The sequence below is a fragment of the Micromonospora sp. NPDC051227 genome (genome assembly GCF_044455385.1).
Lineage (GTDB): Bacteria > Actinomycetota > Actinomycetes > Mycobacteriales > Micromonosporaceae > Micromonospora.
Window position 1 is genome coordinate 44,095 of record NZ_JBITET010000004.1, and the last position, 15,787, is coordinate 59,881.

Genomic DNA, 15,787 nt, shown 5'->3' on the forward strand with positions numbered 1-15,787 from the left:
CCCGAAGGCTCGGCGTGGGCGGACGCACCGGGCGGGGCGAGGTCGGTCCCAGCGGATAGGCTGAGCGGCGGTCGAGCAGACGAGTGCGAGAAGGAGCCATCCCGTGCGCCCAGGTGGACAGCCGAACATGCAGCAGATGCTGAAGCAGGCGCAGAAGATGCAGCAGCAGATCGCCGCCGCCCAGGCCGAGCTGGCCGAGGCCGAACTGACCGGCACCGCCGGCGGCGGGCTGGTCACCGCGACGGTCTCCGGCTCCGGTGAGCTGAAGGCCATCAAGATCGACCCGAAGGCCGTCGACCCGGACGACGTGGAGACGCTGGAGGATCTGGTCGTCGCGGCCGTGCACAACGCCGCCGAGGCGGCCCGGGAGTTGACCGAGCGCAAGATGGGTCCGGTCGCCGGCGGCATGGGCGGCCTCGGCCTGCCCGGTTTCTGAGCCGGCAGATGTACGAAGGTGCCATCCAGGATCTGATCGACGAGCTGGGTCGGCTGCCGGGCGTGGGTCCGAAGAGCGCTCAGCGGATCGCGTTCCACGTCCTCTCGGCGGATCCGGCCGACGTCAACCGGCTGGCCGGCGCACTGCGCAAGGTCAAGGAGCTGGTGCGGTTCTGCACGACCTGCTACAACGTGGCCGAGTCCGAGCAGTGCCGGATCTGCCGCGACCAGCGTCGCACCGATGAGGTGCTGTGCGTGGTCGAGGAGCCCAAGGACGTGGTGGCCATCGAGCGGACGGGTGAGTTCCGCGGTCGCTACCACGTGCTGGGTGGCGCGATCAATCCGCTGGAGGGGATCGGCCCGGACAACCTACGCATCCGGGAGCTGATGATCCGGCTCGGTGGCGGCGGGGTACGGGAGTTGATCCTGGCCACGGATCCGAACACCGAGGGCGAGGCGACCGCCACCTACCTGGCGTTGATGGTGAAGCCGATGGGCATCTCGGTGACCCGGCTGGCCAGCGGGCTGCCGGTCGGCGGCGATCTGGAGTACGCCGACGAGATCACCCTCGGCCGGGCCTTCGAGGGGCGCCGCGCGGTCTGACTCCCCTGACGTACGGCCGGTGGCCGGCACCCGTGTGGGTGCCGGCCACCGCTGCGTCTCTGCCCGGAAGTGATCTGACACCTGTGCCCTCATCGGGGCTGTTCGACGTAACAGTTTGGCATCGCGGGTGCTGATTGATCGGTTTTTGCCGCTGTTTACCTAAGAATCGAATGTCAAGCGGCGGTTGAGGCACGATCCGATACCAACCGTCCACTCAGCGGTTTCCGGGTGGACGCATCGGGAGCTATGGTCACCGCCATCGGTGACCCCTGTCACCACGTTGTCCGTACCCCCAAGGACGAGGTGAAGCACACATGCGTGCACCCAGGCCGAAGGCCGCGATCGCGGCCATCGCGGTCGCGGCCCTCGCGGTAGCAGGCTGCGCCGAGAGCAACCGCGACGACAAATCCGGCGGTAGCAAGAAGGACACCCTCGTTTTCGGCGTCGCCGGAGACCCGAAGGTGCTCGACCCGAGCTTCGCCAGCGACGGTGAGTCGCTGCGCGTCGCGCGTCAGGTCTTCGAGACCCTGGTCCGACCGGAGGAGGGTGGCACGAAGGTCACCCCCGGCCTGGCCGAGTCCTGGACCCCGGACGCCGCCGGCACCACCTGGACCTTCAAGCTCCGCTCGGGCGTGAAGTTCCACGACGGCACCGACTTCAACGCCGAGGCCGTCTGCGTCAACTTCAACCGCTGGTACAACGCCAAGGGCCTGATGCAGAGCCCGGACGTGACCGCGTACTGGCAGGACGTCATGGGCGGCTTCGCCAAGAACGAGAACGCGGATCTCCCGCCGAGTCTCTTCAAGTCCTGCGCCGCCAAGGACGCCACCACTGTGGACCTGTCCTTCACCCGGGTCTCCAGCAAGATCCCGGCCGCGCTGATGCTCCCCTCGTTCTCCATCCACAGCCCGAAGGCGCTGCAGGAGTTCGACGCGAGCAACGTCGCGGGCACCGCCGAGGACATCAAGTACCCGGCGTACGCGACGGAGCACCCGACCGGCACCGGCCCGTTCAAGTTCAAGACCTGGGACGTTGCCAACAAGACGCTGACCCTGGAGCGCAACGAGGACTACTCGGGCGCCAAGGCCAAGCTGAAGACCCTCATCTTCAAGACGATCTCGGACGAGAACGCCCGCAAGCAGGCGCTCCGCTCCGGTGACATCCAGGGCTACGACCTGGTTGGCCCGGCCGACGTCGAGCCGCTGAAGAGCGAGGGCTTCAACATGCTCACGCGCCCGGCGTTCAACGTGCTCTACCTGGCGATGAACCAGAAGGGCAACCCGAAGCTCGCCGACATTCGCGTCCGGCAGGCCATCGCGTACGCCCTGAACCGTCAGCAGCTGGTCACCTCCAAGCTGCCGCCGGGTGCCAAGGTCGCCGACAACTTCATGCCGGACACCGTCGAGGGCTGGAACGGTGACGTCACCAAGTACACCTACGACCCGGCCAAGGCGAAGGCACTGCTGGCCGAGGCCGGCGCGTCGAACCTGACGCTGAAGTTCCACTACCCGACCGAGGTCACCCGGCCGTACATGCCGAACCCGAAGGACATCTTCGAGTTGCTCTCGGCGGACCTGAAGGCCGTTGGCATCACCGTCGAGGCGATCCCGCTGAAGTGGAGCCCGGACTACCTGAACGCCACCACCTCGGGTAGCAAGCACGACATCCACTTCCTGGGCTGGACCGGTGACTACGGTGACGCCTACAACTTCATCGGTACCTTCTTCGACCGGCCGAAGGACGAGTGGGGCTTCAACAACAAGGCCCTGTTCGACCAGTTCAAGGACGCGGACACCACCGCCGACATCGCGGCCCGGACCGAGAAGTACAAGGCCCTGAACAAGTCCGTCATGGACTTCCTGCCCGGTGTGCCGATCTCGCACTCGCCGCCGGCGATCGTGTTCGGCAAGGACGTGACCGGCGTCAAGGCGAGCCCGCTCACCGACGAGCGGTACGCGACCGCCGAGTTCAAGTAAGTCCTGATCTGACGCAGCAAGGAACGCGGGCGGGCGCTGTCGCACAGCGCCCGCCCGCAACCCTCCGCACCCCTTCGAGGCCGTCGTGTTCCGGTTCATCGTCAGGCGCCTGCTTCAGCTGATACCCACGCTGTTCGGGCTCTCCCTCCTGCTCTTCATCTGGCTCCGCCGACTCCCCGGCGGCCCCGAGACCGCCATCCTCGGCGAGCGCGGCACACCCGAGATGCGGGCCGCGATCCGCCGCAACATGGGGCTCGACGAGCCCATCCTGGTCCAGTACGGCCGATTCGTACGGCGGATGATCAAGCTCGACCTGGGCACCTCGACCTCCACCAAGCGGGCGGTCACCACGGAGTTCATCGAGCGCTTCCCCGGCACCGTCGAGTTGACCATCACCGCGATGATCATCGCGATCGGCGTCGGCATCCCGCTGGGCTACCTGGCCGCCCGTCGTCGCGGCCGTTTCCTGGACCACGCGTCCGTGGGCGGCTCGCTGATCGGCATCTGCATCCCGGTCTTCTTCCTGGGCTACGTGCTCAAAGCGATCTTCTCGGAGAACCTGCACTGGTTCCCGTCCAGCGGCCGGCAGGACCCGACACTCGGGGCGACCCGGGTCACCAACTTCTTCGTCCTGGACGGGTTGATGACCCGTGAGTGGGACGCCGCCGCCGACGCCCTCTGGCATCTGGTGTTGCCCAGCATCGCGCTGGCCAGCATCCCGCTGGCGATCATCGTCCGGATCACCCGGGCGAGCGTGCTGGAGGTGCTGAACGAGGACTTCGTGCGGACCGCCGAGGCGAAGGGCCTGACCGAGCAGACGGTCCGTCGCCGGCACGTCCTGCGCAACGCCATGCTGCCGGTCGCCACCTCGATCGGTCTGCTCGCGGGCGGGCTGCTCTCCGGCGCGGTGCTGACCGAGACCGTCTTCGCCTTCAGCGGCATCGGAGCGTTCGTCGCCGAGGCCATCGGCCAACGCGACTATCCGGTGCTGATGGGCTTCATCCTGATCATCGCGGTGGTGTACGTGCTGGTGAACCTCCTGGTCGATCTCTCCTACAGCTTCATCGACCCGAGGGTGAGGGTGCGATGACACTCAGCCCAGGCAAGAAGCGCGAAAAGATCGACCGGCTCTCCGAGTTGGCCGCCCGTGACGACGAGCGGGGTGTCAGCCTCTGGCAGGAGGCGTTCCGCCGGTTGCGCGGTAACCCCGCCGCGATCGTCGGCGCCGTCATCCTGGCGCTCTTCGTGCTGGTCGCGGTGGTCGGCCCGTTCCTCGTGCCGTACGCGCCGACGGACACGATCGGCATCCGGGAGGGGCTGATCAAGCCGGGCACCATCCCCGGCCCGACCGGCGACCACTGGTTCGGCTACGACCACCAGGGCCGCGACGAGTTCAGCCGGATGATCGTGGGCGCCCGGCAGACCCTGCTGGTCGGCGTGGTCTCCACCCTGATCGGTCTGGCGGTCGGCGCGCTGATCGGCGGCGTCTCCGGTGCCGCGGCCGGCCTCGGTGGCCGGTGGGGGCGGTGGATCGACACCACCCTGATGCGCTTCATCGACATGCTGCTGGCGATGCCGAGCCTGCTGCTGGCGGTGAGCATCGCCGCTCTGCTCGGGGCCAGCCTGACCACTGTGATGATCGCGGTCGGCGTGGTCTCGGTGCCGGTGTTCGCCCGGCTGCTGCGCGGCTCGATGATCTCCCAGGCCAACAGCGACTACGTGCTGGCGGCGACCTCGCTCGGCGTCAAGAAGTCGAAGATCGCACTGACCCACGTGGTGCCGAACTCGCTCGCCCCGGTGATCGTGCAGGCCACGCTGACCCTGGCCACCGCGATCATCGAGGCCGCGGCGCTCTCCTTCCTCGGCCTCGGCAACCCGGACACCGCCGTACCGGAGTGGGGGGTCATGCTCGCCGACGCGCAGCAGTACCTCGGCATCCGGCCGTCACTGGCGATCTACCCGGCCGTCGCGATCATCATCACCGCGCTCGGCTTCACCCTGCTGGGTGAGGCGATGCGTGAGGCCCTCGACCCGAAGCTGCGGAAGTAGGCCCGGCATGTGTGAAGCGCGAGGAGTGAGCTTGCGAGCCCCGCAGTCGCGAACGGAGGGCCAGTAATGGCACTGCTCGAAGTTGAAGATCTCTCCGTCACGTTCGCGCGCCGCGGTCAGCGGGCCGTGCACGCGGTCGACGGGGTGTCCTTCTCGGTCGACGCCGGTGAGGTGGTCGGCCTGGTCGGCGAGTCCGGCTGTGGCAAGAGCGTCACCTCGCTCGCGATCATGGGTCTGCTGCCCAAGCAACCCGGTCTGCGGGTCGGCGGCAAGGCCGTCTTCGACGGCACCGACCTGCTCCAGCTCGACGACCGGTCGCGGCGGGACATCCGGGGCCGGGACATCGCGATGATCTTCCAGGACCCGCTCTCCTCGCTGAACCCGGTGATCCCGATCGGGTTGCAGGTGACCGAGGTCCTCACCCGGCACCGGGGAATGAAGGGTGAGACCGCGGCGAAGGAGGCGGCGGCGCTGCTGGACCGGGTCGGCATCCCCGACCCGAAGCGGCGGCTCAAGGAGTACCCGCACCAGCTCTCCGGTGGGATGCGCCAGCGTGCGCTCATCGCGATGGCGGTGGCCTGCCAGCCCCGCCTGCTGATCGCCGACGAGCCGACCACCGCGCTGGACGTCACCATCCAGGCCCAGATCCTGGAACTGCTCAAGGAACTGGTCCGGGACTCCGGCACCGCACTCCTGATGATCACGCACGATCTGGGCGTGGTGGCCGGCATGTGCGACACCGTCAACGTGCTCTACGGAGGCCGGGTGGTGGAGACGGCCCGCCGCCGTCCGCTGTTCCGCCAGCCGCGTCACCCGTACACAGTGGGTTTGCTCGGCTCGGTGCCGCGCCTGGACGCCGGGCGGGGCGAGAAGCTCAACCCGATTCCCGGTTCGGTCCGTGACCTGCTGCCCTGGCCGGACGGTTGCGCCTTCGCCCCGCGTTGCGCCCGTCGGATCGACGAGTGTGTGGGTGAGCCGCCGGAGCTGGTGCACGCGCACGACGGACGGAGCTACCGGTGCGTCAACCCGGAGCCGCTGCCGGGCATGGTGCCCGCCCCGCGCGAGGAGGAATCAGCGTGAGCGAGCGTAGCGAGCGAACCATCAGGCACAGCAGCGTGGCGTCTCGCGCCGGCGCGGAGCGAAGCGGAGTGCTGGCGTGAGTGACAACGACATCCTCGTCGAGGTGCGCGACCTGAAGGTGCACTTCCCGATCAAACGGGGGGTGCTCTTCGACCGGGTGGTCGGCCAGGTTAAGGCCGTCGACGGGGTCGACCTGAGCATCGCGCGGGGCAAGACGTACGGCCTGGTGGGTGAGTCCGGCTGCGGCAAGTCCACGTTGGGCCGGGCGCTGCTCCAGCTCACCCCGCCGACCGCCGGTGAGGTCAGCTTCGACGGCGTCGAGCTGACGACGCTGCCGTCCGGCAAGCTGCGCAGCATGCGTCGCCGGATGCAGATGATCTTCCAGGACCCGATGTCCAGCCTCGACCCTCGGCAGAACGTCGAGTCGATCCTGACCGAGGGCCTGCAGACCCACGGGATCGGCACCGACCGCACCGACCGTCGACGGATCATCGGCGAGACCCTGGACGCGGTCGGGCTGCCGCGCTGGGCGCTGTCCCGCTACCCGCACGAGTTCTCCGGTGGGCAGCGCCAGCGCATCGGCATCGCCCGCGCGCTGGTGCTCGGGCCGGAGCTGATCGTCGCCGACGAGCCGGTCTCGGCGCTCGACGTGTCGATCCAGGCCCAGGTGGTCAACCTGCTGGACGAACTCCAGGACAGCCTGGGGCTGACCTACCTGGTGATCGCGCACGACCTCGCGGTGGTCCGGCACATCTCCGACACGGTCGGCGTCATGTACCTGGGGGCGTTGGTCGAGGAGGCGCCGAGCGACCGGCTCTACACCGAGCCGCTGCACCCGTACACCCGGGCGCTGATGTCGGCGGTGCCGGTGCCGGACCCGGACGTGGAGGACCGCCGGGAGCGGATCCTGCTCGCCGGTGACCTGCCGTCGCCGGCCAACCCGCCGTCCGGCTGCCGCTTCCACACCCGCTGCCCGTGGGCGCAGCCCACCCGCTGCGCCGACGAGCGACCGGTGCTGCGGGACATCGGTGCCAGCCGGGTGGCCTGCCACTGGGCCGAGCAGATCGCCAGCGGCGAACTGCGCCCGCACGGGGTCAGCGCGCAGATCGTCCGACCCGAGGGTGAGGGGGACACGCCGGGCGTGGTCTCCGCGCCCACCGAGCCCGGCTCGTACGTCTGAGACTGGACGCGGTGCCGGCGTTCGTCAGCCCTCGGGGCGGTTCAGCAGCCCCACGGCGACGCCGTGCACCGCGTCCAGCCCGGCCGGGTCGGCCAGCGTGACCGACGTGCCGGTCACCGCGTACCACTCGTCCGCGTCCTTGTACTGCACCCGCACTGTGACCTTGCCGTCGGCGTACTCGGTGCGCAGCGTCAGGTCACCGGTGACGACGCCGACCTCGTCGGTCATCACGCCGCCGGGGCCGGGCACGATGTCGGTGGTGCGGGCCTGCGGGCCGGCCGCCCCGCCCGAATCCGCGACCATGCCGGCACCCGGCACGGCGGCGGGGGTCTCGGCGGTGCCGTCCGCGGTCATGCCGGCGGCGGACGGGGCGCTCTCCCCGGCGGTGCTCACGAATCGCTCCCCACTGAACAGCCCTCCAACATGTCGGTCAGGGCGGCCTTTTCGGCGGTGGTCACCGTCAGCCGCCAGTAGTGCTTGACCGCCACCCAGTCCTGAGCGTATTTGCACCAGTAGGACCGGTTTGCCGGCTTCCACTGCGACGGGTCCTGGTCACCCTTTGCCCGGTTCGACGAGGCGGAAACCGCGAAGAGCTGCGGACGGGTGGTGTCGTTGGCGAAATCGCCGCGCTTCGCGTTGTCCCACTCGTCGGCACCCGAGCGCCACGCGTTGGCCAACGGCACCATGTGGTCGATGTCCACGTCGGAGGGATCCGAGAAGCTGCGACCGTCGTACACGCTCTCCCAGCGCCCACCGACCACGTTGCAGCCGGAGAGCTTCACGTCCTTGCCGTCGCGCTGGAGGATGCTGTCCCGGACATCGCAGTTCTTGCCGGTGTCCCGCCAGTGCGGGAAACGCTCCCGGCTGTAGCCCTTCATCGAGCCGGCGGTAGCGACGGTGAGCTGGCTCAGCTGCTCCGCGGCGTTGCCGCCGTCGCTCGACGGCGGTGTGGTCGGCTCATCCTGCGGGACGCAACCGGCCACGCCGAGCGCCAGCGCCGCGGTGAGCGCGGCCACCGCCGCTCGCGGTCCTGATCTGGTACGCACAGACGACACCTCTCCAGCTTGGGGGCTCCCGGCGATTGCGCACAGTACCCGGGCACGGTTTCGGCGTTTCGTGGCGTCTCCCACATGATGCAGGGCAGATTGGTGGGATGACCGCACCCGTACCGGCGACCGCCCTCCGGATGGGCACCACCGCCGGCCGGGGCACGCTGCTCGCCGCCGTACTCGCCTCTGGCATGGTCTTCCTCGACAGCACCGTCGTCAACGTGGCGCTGCCGAAACTCGGGCAGGACCTCGGCGCGAACGTGGCCGATCTCCAGTGGACCGTCAACGGCTATCTGCTGATGCTGGCGGCGTTCGTGCTGCTCGGCGGCGCGCTCGGCGACCGCTTCGGCCGACGACGCGTCTTCCTCATCGGCGTGGTCTGGTTCACCGCCGCCTCCGTGCTCTGCGGGCTGGCCCAGGGCACCGGCATGCTGATCGCGGCCCGGTTCCTCCAGGGCGCCGGTGGCGCGTTGCTCACACCCGGGTCGCTGTCGGTGCTCCAGGCGAGCTTCCATCCGGACGACCGGGGCCGGGCGATCGGTGCCTGGGCCGGGCTGTCCGGGGTGTCCACAGCGCTGGGCCCGTTCATCGGGGGCTGGCTGATCGACGCGCTCTCCTGGCGCTGGATCTTCTTCCTCAACCTGCCGATCGCCGTGCTGGTGCTGCTGGCCGCCCTGCGCTGGGTGCCGGAGAGCCGGGACGAGAGCGCCTCCCGCACCGAGGGACGGGGTCGGACCCGTCGGCGGTTCGACGTCGCCGGAGCCCTGCTCGGAGCGCTCGCGCTCGCCGGCGTCACCTACGCCCTGATCGACGCGCCGGCCCGCGGGTTCGACTCCGCCGAGGTGCTGATCGCAGCCGTGGTCGGGGTGCTCTCCGCGGTGGCCTTCGTCCTGCTGGAACGGCGGCGTGGCGACGCCGCGATGCTGCCCACCGGGCTGTTCAGCAGCCGACTCTTCTCGGTGCTGAACCTCTTCACCGTCGTCGTCTACGCAGCACTCGGCGGCTTCACCTTCTTCTTCGCCGTCTACCTGCAGAACGTGGTCGGCTGGTCGGCCTTCCGCACCGGCATCGCGTTGCTGCCGATGACCCTGCTGCTGTTGGTCGGCTCCGCGCGCGCCGGTGCGCTGTCGGCCCGGATCGGCCCACGGCTGCCGCTGGCCACCGGCCCGGTGGTGGCCGCGGTCGGCCTGCTGCTGTTGCGCGGCGTCGGACCGGGCGCGTCGTACTGGCGGGACGTGCTGCCCGGGGTGCTGCTCTTCGGCATCGGGTTGACCCTGGTGGTGGCACCGTTGACCGCGTCGGTGCTGGCCGCCGTGCAGGACCGGTTCTCCGGTGTGGCCAGCGGGTTCAACAACGCCGCGTCCCGCGCCGGCGGTCTGCTCGCGGTGGCGGCGCTGCCGCTGCTGGTCGGGCTCTCCGGCGGCGGGTACGAGCAGAAGGCCGAGCTGACCGACGCGTTCCGGGGCGCGATGGAGTGGTGCGCCGGGCTGCTCGTGGCCGGCGCGCTGCTGGCCCTCGTGCTGGTCCACCGACCGCCCCGGAAAGCCCCGCCGTCCCAGCCCTGCCATTCACTGCCCGCCGCGACACCCCCGAAGTAGGAAGCCACTTCGGGGGTGTCGCGCCCAGGTCAACGGCGGGCGCGGTTGACGGCGCTGGTGACCGCCTTGATCGACGCGGTGACGATGTTGGCGTCGGTGCCGACACCCCAGACCGTCCTGCCGTCCACCTCACACTCGACGTACGCGGCGGCCTGCGCGTCACCACCGGAGGAGAGTGCATGCTCGTGGTAGTCGAGCACCCGTACGCCCACCCCGACCGACTGGAGCGCGTTGACGTACGCGTCGATCGGGCCGTTGCCGATCGCGGCGAGCGAGCGCTGCTCGCCGCCCACACCGACCTGGGCCTCGATCTCGACCTTGCCGTCCACAGTGCCGATCGTGTAGCCGGCCAACCGGACCGTCGGATCGGGCTGGTGGTCGAGCAGGTAGTGCGTCGCGAAGATCTCCCACATGGCGGCCGGGTCGACCTCGCCGCCGTCGTGATCGGTGACCTGCTGCACCACCCCGGAGAACTCGATCTGGAGCCGGCGCGGCAGGTCCAGTTGGTGCTCGCTCTTCATGATGTACGCGACGCCGCCCTTGCCGGACTGCGAGTTGACCCGGATGACCGCCTCGTAGGTGCGGCCCAGGTCCTTCGGGTCGATCGGCAGGTACGGCACCGCCCAGGTGTGCTCGTCCACCGGTACGCCGGCCGCCTTCGCGTCGGCGGTTAGGGCGTCGAAGCCCTTCTTGATCGCGTCCTGGTGGGAACCGGAGAAGGCGGTGTAGACCAGGTCGCCCGCGTACGGGTGGCGCTCGTGCACCGGCAGCTGGTTGCAGTACTCGACGGCTCGTCGGATCTCGTCGATGTTCGAGAAGTCGATCATCGGGTCGATGCCCTGGGAGAAGATGTTGAGCCCCAGGGTCACCAGGTCGACGTTGCCGGTGCGCTCGCCGTTGCCGAACAGGCAGCCCTCGATGCGGTCCGCGCCGGCGAGCAGGCCCAGCTCCGCAGCGGCCACGCCGGTGCCCCGGTCGTTGTGCGGGTGCAGGCTCAGCACCACGCTGTCCCGGCGCGGCAGGTGCCGGTGCATCCACTCGATCGAGTCGGCGTACACGTTGGGGGTGGCCATCTCGACGGTGGCCGGCAGGTTGATGATCAGCGGCCGGTCCGGGGTCGGGTCGATCACGTCGATCACCCGGGAGCAGACCTCCAGCGCGTACTCCAGCTCGGTGCCCGTGTACGACTCCGGCGAGTACTCGTAGAAGATCTCCGTGTCCGGGGTGTGGATCTCGGCGTACTTCTGGCAGAGCCGCGCCCCGGTGGTGGCGATGTCGGCGATGCCGTCCCGGTCCAGGCCGAAGACCACCCGCCGCTGAAGGGTGGAGGTCGAGTTGTAGAAGTGCACGATGGCCCGCTTCGCGCCGCGCAGCGACTCGAACGTCCGGTCGATCAGGTGCTCCCGGCACTGCGTGAGCACCTGGATGGTGACGTCGTCCGGGATCATGTCGTCTTCGATGAGCTGCCGGACGAAGTCGAAGTCGGTCTGGCTGGCCGACGGGAAGCCGACCTCGATCTCCTTGTAGCCCATCTGGACCAGCAGCTGGAACATCCGGCGCTTGCGCTCGGGCGACATCGGGTCGATCAGGGCCTGGTTGCCGTCGCGGAGATCCACGGCGCACCAGCGGGGGGCGGCCTCGACGGTGCGGGTGGGCCAGGTGCGGTCGGGCAGTTCGACCCGGAACTGCTCCCGGTACGGCTGGTAGCGGTGGTACGGCATCCGGCTCGGGCGTTGCCGGGCGATCGGATCGGTTTCAGCGTCGGTGACAGGTTGAGCCATCTCAGAGTGCTCCCTGGAACATGTGGCGTCAGCAGATCGGAAGGTGTCGGCGAGATGCCGGGCGACGGTGCGCGGCGGTGCCGAGAAGAAACTCGGATGTGCTGGACGGCGCGATGCGACTCCGCGACGAGGTGCCGGCCGGTCAGGCCTCGTCGCGGCGGCTAAGGAGGAGAAGCGCCTGCCACATGACCAGGTCACCCTACGTGATGGAACGGGGGGTGGAAAGGCAGGTCCGGACTATGGGACCGGGGTCATGGCCAGCTCTGCGGCCTCGGCACCCAGCCTCGGCGTCCGTTGCGCCCAGGCCACCGCGGGCACGATCGCCACCGCTACCAGCACGAAGATCGCTGCCGTCGGTAACCAACCCCACCCGCCGGTGGTCACCCCGAGCGCGGTCAGCCCCGCCGGCGCGATCAGGTACTGGACCTGCACGCCGAGTCCGAGCGCCCCCACGTACGCACCGCGCTGGTCGGCCGGCGGCAGGGTTGCGGTGAGCCCCCAGCTGCCCGCCGACTCGATCAGCTCGGCCAGGATCAGCAACATGGCGGCAGCCACCAGCACCACGACGGTCAGCAGGCCCCTGGTGACCCCGGAGATCGGCAGGACCAGGCAGAACAGGGCGATCAGCAGCCCGCCCCGGCGGGAGGCCCGGGCCGCGCCCGCCGCGGTGTCCGCGCCCCGGCTGACCCGCACCTGGAGCAGCACGATCAGGAGCGTGTTGAGCAGCACCAGCCCGGCGATCACCGTCTTCGGGGCGTCGGTGTGGGTGAGGATCCACAGCGGCATGACCGTCAGGTAGAGCACCCCGTGCGCGGTGAGCAGCCCGGACAGCAGGGACACCGCCATGAACGGCCGGTCCCGGAGCACGGCGAGCCGACTCATCGGCTGCACCGGTCGGGCCACCTGCGGCAGCCGGGGCAGTCGCCGCACGAAGAGGGCCGTCACGAGGAAGACCGTCGAGATGAACCAGACCATTCCCCGGTACGCGGTGATCGTGTCCACCGCCAGCACCAGGCCGCTGATCACCGCGCCGAGCCCGAAGCCGACGTTCAGCGACGAGCGCTGGTACGCCATCGCCGTGACCCGTTCGGCCGGCGGGAGCGCGTTGATCGAGTAGACCTGCCGGGCCACGCCGACAGCGGCGTCCACGGCGGCCAGCGCCACCACCACGGCGAGGAACCCCGCGAAGCCGCCCACGAACGGGTAGGTCGCGAACAGCGCCGCGTTGAGCACCAGCCCCACCACCCAGACCCGCTGCGGCCCGTACCGGTCGGTGAGCCCACCCAGCGGCACCGTGCCCAGCAGCGACACCCCCGCAGCGATGGACAGCCCCAACCCCACCTGGGCGGCGCTGAGCCCGAGCGCCCGGGTGAAGAAGACGGCGCTGCCGGCGTGGAACAGGCCGCTGCCGACGGCGTAGACCATGGCCTGCACGGCCAGGGCGCGGGTCAGCCCGGCCGGTGGTACGACGTCTCGGACGGCGGTGCGGATGGTCTCTCTGGTCCCCATGTTCGGGGAGTGAATCCGGTCCCCATCACCTCGGTCGAGTCTTTTAGGCTGGACCGAATCCTGCTCCTGGGGGGCGTGTGTCCGAGTTGCGGTTCAGCCTGGCCGACGTGGCGGGAGTACGGCTCGCCGTGTCACCGGCCAACGAGACGGTCATGAGCATGTGGGCGTTGGCCAACCCGGTCCGCTACGCGGTGCACCTGCCCTGGATCGACCGGGCCCGGGTGACGTTGCGTCGTCCCGAGGTGGCCGACCGGGTCCGACCTCTGGTGGGGTTGGCCGTGCCGGGTCGCTGGCTGCCCGACTTCCTCACCCCGGCGGCCCGACCGAACGTGGAGATGGCCGAGCAGCTCGACCAGATCGCCGCGACGCCGCCGGCCGTGGTGGTCCAGGACCTGCTGTCGACCACCTGGCAAAAACCGCTGAGCCCGTTCGGGCGGGCGCTGCTCGCCGACCCCGGCGGGCTGCTGCCGCAGGTCGTCGACGCGGTGCGGGTCTGGTATGACGAGGCGATCGCCCCGGACTGGCCGCGGATGCGGGCGCTGCTCGACGCCGACGTGGCGTACCGGGCCGCGCAGCTCGCCGAGAGCGGCGCCGGTCGGTTCTTCGAGCAGCTCCACCCGAGCCTGCGCTGGCACGGCGACCGGGTGATCAGCGACGACACGTTCGAGCGGGACTTCGACCTCCGCGGTCGTGGGCTGGCGCTGAACCCGACGGTGTTCACCGAGCAGCACGTGCTGTGGAACCTGCTGGAGGATTCGCTGCCGGTCGGCGCGTACCCGGTCCGTGCGGTCGGGACGCTCTGGGAGGCGACCGCGCCACCGCCCGGCGACCCACTGGCACGGGTGATCGGGCCGGGCCGGACCGCGCTGCTGCACCTGCTCGAGACGGCGCTGACCACCACCGACCTGGCCCGACTCACCGGGATGTCCGCCGGAAACGTCTCCCAGCACCTGGCCGCGCTGCACGGCGCCGGCCTGGTGTCCCGGTCCCGCGAGGGTCGGCACGTCCTCTACCGCAACACCGACGCCGCGGCGGTCCTCCTCCGGGCCAGCCGCGGCGGATGAGCCCGCTCAGCGCAGCAGCAGGTCGGCGACCGGACGGCGGCGACGCAGGCCGGTCTCCCGGGCCCGCAGCTCGGCCGGGAGGGCGAACGGGTCCCCGAGCCGGCCGACGGCGGCGACCACCAACGGGCGGACGCCGCCGGGCAGGTCGAGTTCGGTGGAGAGGCCGGCCCGGTCGAACCGGGTGAGCTGGTGCACGTGCAGCCCGAGCGCGGTGGCCTGCACTGTCAGGTGGGCGATCGCCTGGCCCAGGTCGTACGCGGCCCGCTCGGTGTCGAGGCCGGTGTGGGCGCCGACCACCAGGGTCGCTGCATGCCGGATCCAGATCTGGTCGTCGACCGGGAGGTTGATCAGGATCCGTTTCCAGGTCTCGTCGTCGCGGTGGCCGAGGGCGAACCGCCAGGGTTGCCCGTTCTCCGCCGACGGGGCCCAGCGGGCGGCCTCAAGTAGCGAGGCGGATTCCTCCGGGGCCAGGTCGGCGCTCGGGTCGAAGGCTCGCGGACTCCAGCGGTAGGCGAGCAGCGGGGTGAGGTCGGCCATACACCGGATCGTCCTGTATGGGTGATTCGCCCGTCAGGATGGGGTGACTAAATGTGGGCAAGAGCACCCGTAACGGGACGAAGATCAGGCCGTTCCCGCGCTCGGGCTCTCCGACGGGTCCGGGGTCGGCGGCGCTGCGGTGTCGAGCGGCTCCCGGTCGATCACCACCGGGCCGGCCAGCTGCACGGTGGCCGGTGCCGGGCCGGGTGCAGCGGCCAGCCGCAGCGTCCCGGCCCCGGTCCGGACGCCGGTCGGCGTGCCGTCCTGGTCGTAGCAGTAGATGCCCACATCCAGCGGGGCGTTGAGCGACGCCGAGGTGGAATCCACCGAGTAGCAGGTGCCGGTGAGACCCTCGGGCGCGTTGGCCGGGGCGACCGCCAACGGCGCGCGGCGGTCGGTGAGCACGTTCAGCCAGTCGGTGAGCAGGTGCTGGACCCGGGGGTCCGACCGGCGTGGGATCGCGTCGTCGCGATCACCCAGGCGTACGCAGCTCGCTGACTCACTGTGACCGGCCGACGGCAGGGCGCACTGGAACAGCCCGTCGGCCGTGCTGGCCATCGAGACGTCGGCGGTGCCACCCAGGGCACCCCCCGGCACATCCACCCGCCAGCTGCCGTCGTTCGCGCTGGTGAACACGATCGTGCGATCCGGTTTGCCCGCCTGGCTGTAGACGTACTGGGCCACCAGGTGACGGTCCTGAGCCGCCGCGGCCAGCGCGGCCAGCTCATCCCGTGCGGCCTCCACCTCGACCGGCCCCGGATCGACGGGCGGCGGAGCTGGAGGCTGCTCACTGGTGCAGGCGACCAGGAGGGGTGGCAGGGCGAGGACGAGCGGCCCGAGCACGCGGCCGGCCGAGCGGATGAGGACGGGCACCGGCCCATTCTGGTGGGTGCGGACGGTCGGTGGGTGCCGGCGCGTACCGGGCT

At 70.2% G+C, this 15,787-nt stretch carries 15 protein-coding genes; 9 read left to right on the forward strand and 6 right to left on the reverse strand.

Annotation, left to right across the window (positions count from 1 at the left end; translation table 11 throughout):
• The first annotated feature begins 127 nt into the window (after positions 1 to 127).
• The 7 genes from ACIA47_RS11630 to ACIA47_RS11660 all read left to right on the forward strand — a co-directional run bounded on the left by ACIA47_RS11630 (position 128) and on the right by ACIA47_RS11660 (position 7,323).
• Positions 128 to 436 (forward strand): YbaB/EbfC family nucleoid-associated protein, encoded by a 309-nt coding sequence (locus ACIA47_RS11630; protein ID WP_007466279.1) that lies wholly within the window; start codon positions 128 to 130, stop codon positions 434 to 436.
• Between the two features lie 8 nt (positions 437 to 444).
• Entirely contained in the window at positions 445 to 1,038 is a 594-nt protein-coding gene (gene recR / locus ACIA47_RS11635; RefSeq protein ID WP_091403417.1) for a recombination mediator RecR, read from the forward strand.
• A 314-nt stretch (positions 1,039 to 1,352) separates the two neighbouring features.
• Positions 1,353 to 3,014, forward strand: coding sequence for an ABC transporter substrate-binding protein (locus ACIA47_RS11640; protein ID WP_203122954.1), 1,662 nt, complete (start codon positions 1,353 to 1,355; stop codon positions 3,012 to 3,014).
• 85 nt (positions 3,015 to 3,099) lie between these two features.
• Positions 3,100 to 4,104: an ABC transporter permease gene (locus ACIA47_RS11645; RefSeq protein ID WP_124776655.1), complete on the forward strand. Its 1,005-nt coding sequence runs from the start codon at positions 3,100 to 3,102 to the stop codon at positions 4,102 to 4,104.
• A complete protein-coding gene (locus ACIA47_RS11650; RefSeq protein ID WP_203122952.1) occupies positions 4,101 to 5,063 on the forward strand; it encodes an ABC transporter permease in 963 nt (320 codons plus the stop codon). The genes ACIA47_RS11645 and ACIA47_RS11650 overlap by 4 nt, the downstream gene beginning before the upstream one ends.
• 66 nt (positions 5,064 to 5,129) lie before the next feature.
• A complete protein-coding gene (locus ACIA47_RS11655) occupies positions 5,130 to 6,143 on the forward strand; it encodes an ABC transporter ATP-binding protein (RefSeq protein ID WP_196920181.1) in 1,014 nt (337 codons plus the stop codon).
• 76 nt (positions 6,144 to 6,219) lie between these two features.
• The gene (locus ACIA47_RS11660; protein ID WP_396707427.1) at positions 6,220 to 7,323 is read left to right on the forward strand and encodes an ABC transporter ATP-binding protein; all 1,104 of its coding nucleotides are present in this window, start codon (positions 6,220 to 6,222) and stop codon (positions 7,321 to 7,323) included.
• Between the two features lie 24 nt (positions 7,324 to 7,347).
• Here ACIA47_RS11660 and ACIA47_RS11665 read toward each other — a convergent pair whose 3' ends face one another.
• Positions 7,348 to 7,737, reverse strand: a complete 390-nt coding sequence (locus ACIA47_RS11665) for a hypothetical protein (RefSeq protein ID WP_396708213.1) — start codon at positions 7,735 to 7,737, stop codon at positions 7,348 to 7,350.
• Positions 7,713 to 8,369, reverse strand: coding sequence for an HNH endonuclease family protein (locus ACIA47_RS11670; RefSeq protein ID WP_203122948.1), 657 nt, complete (start codon positions 8,367 to 8,369; stop codon positions 7,713 to 7,715). Before ACIA47_RS11670 ends, ACIA47_RS11665 begins: the two co-directional genes overlap by 25 nt.
• A 107-nt stretch (positions 8,370 to 8,476) precedes the next feature.
• Here ACIA47_RS11670 and ACIA47_RS11675 point away from each other — a divergent pair, with 107 nt between their 5' ends.
• Entirely contained in the window at positions 8,477 to 9,970 is a 1,494-nt protein-coding gene (locus ACIA47_RS11675; protein ID WP_203122947.1) for an MFS transporter, read from the forward strand.
• Positions 9,971 to 9,999: 29 nt separating this feature from the next.
• Here the strand turns inward: ACIA47_RS11675 and leuA are convergent, their stop codons facing one another.
• Positions 10,000 to 11,751 carry a 2-isopropylmalate synthase gene (gene leuA, locus ACIA47_RS11680; RefSeq protein WP_203122946.1) on the reverse strand — a complete coding sequence of 584 codons (1,752 nt, stop codon included), beginning with the start codon at positions 11,749 to 11,751 and terminating at the stop codon, positions 10,000 to 10,002.
• 237 nt (positions 11,752 to 11,988) lie between these two features.
• Positions 11,989 to 13,260, reverse strand: a complete 1,272-nt coding sequence (locus ACIA47_RS11685; protein ID WP_396707430.1) for an MFS transporter — start codon at positions 13,258 to 13,260, stop codon at positions 11,989 to 11,991.
• A 77-nt stretch (positions 13,261 to 13,337) separates the two neighbouring features.
• Here ACIA47_RS11685 and ACIA47_RS11690 point away from each other — a divergent pair, with 77 nt between their 5' ends.
• Positions 13,338 to 14,324, forward strand: coding sequence for a DUF5937 family protein (locus ACIA47_RS11690; protein WP_203122944.1), 987 nt, complete (start codon positions 13,338 to 13,340; stop codon positions 14,322 to 14,324).
• Positions 14,325 to 14,330: 6 nt separating this feature from the next.
• Here ACIA47_RS11690 and ACIA47_RS11695 read toward each other — a convergent pair whose 3' ends face one another.
• Positions 14,331 to 14,861: a nitroreductase family protein gene (locus ACIA47_RS11695; protein WP_396707433.1), complete on the reverse strand. Its 531-nt coding sequence runs from the start codon at positions 14,859 to 14,861 to the stop codon at positions 14,331 to 14,333.
• A gap of 84 nt (positions 14,862 to 14,945) precedes the next feature.
• Complete coding sequence (locus ACIA47_RS11700) at positions 14,946 to 15,734, reverse strand: hypothetical protein (RefSeq protein ID WP_396707435.1); 789 nt, start codon at positions 15,732 to 15,734, stop codon at positions 14,946 to 14,948.
• Positions 15,735 to 15,787: the final 53 nt, after the last annotated feature.